A 765-nucleotide genomic window follows, 5' to 3' on the forward strand; every position below is an offset into this window, starting at 1 on the left:
CCCCCGGTATCCGCCCCGCCAGATACCGCCCGGCCTCGACCCGCACGGCGCGGTCACCCGTGCGGTGCAGGACCAGCGTCTTGGCCGAGACTTTTGACAGCAGCGGCCGCACATCGGCATCGCGCAGCGCCTGCAGCAGGCCGGCGACCGCGCCGGGGCTGGAGGCGGCCCTGAGCAGGCCGGCCCACCAGGCGCGGGCCTGACGGTCGTTGGCGACGCTCGGCGCGAAGGTTTCGATTTCGGCCGGGCCGCCCCAGCCGGCGAGCAGGCGCTGCTGCCACAGATCATATTGCGCCGCTGTGAGCGCGAACGGATAGTCGGGCGCATGGCTGCCCTTGGCAAGCGAGCCCCACAGAACCAGGCCGGCCAGCCGGTCGGGGTGGTCGACGGCAAAGCGGATGCAGCCCGGCCCGCCCTCCGAGGCGCCGACCAGCAAGGCTTTGCGGCTGCCGGCCGCATCCATCACCGCCAGAATGTCGCGCGCTGTGGCCTCGACGGTCGGGCGGGCGCCGACGCGGTCGGACAGGCCCATGCCGCGCCGGTCGAAGAGGATCAGCCGGCCGAGCCGCGACACGGCATTGAGCCAGGCGCAGCAGCTCCTGTCTTCCCAGATGCGCTCGACATGTGAGATGAAGCCGGGCACCAGCACGATATCGGCCGGGCCGCTGCCGACGGTCTGGTAGGCGATATGGATGCCGTCCACCGCGACATAGCGGGTTCTCGGCACCTCGGCATCGCTGGCGCGCAGCAGAGCCAGCGTGGCGG

The 765-nt window shown here is 72.2% G+C and carries 1 protein-coding gene; it reads right to left on the reverse strand.

Annotation, left to right across the window (positions count from 1 at the left end; translation table 11 throughout):
- On the reverse strand, window positions 1-765 hold a 765-nt coding region (locus EN935_RS38640; RefSeq protein ID WP_245489178.1), incomplete at both ends, for an alpha/beta hydrolase.

It is taken from the genome of Mesorhizobium sp. M7D.F.Ca.US.004.03.1.1 (assembly GCF_003998635.1).
GTDB lineage: Bacteria > Pseudomonadota > Alphaproteobacteria > Rhizobiales > Rhizobiaceae > Mesorhizobium > Mesorhizobium loti.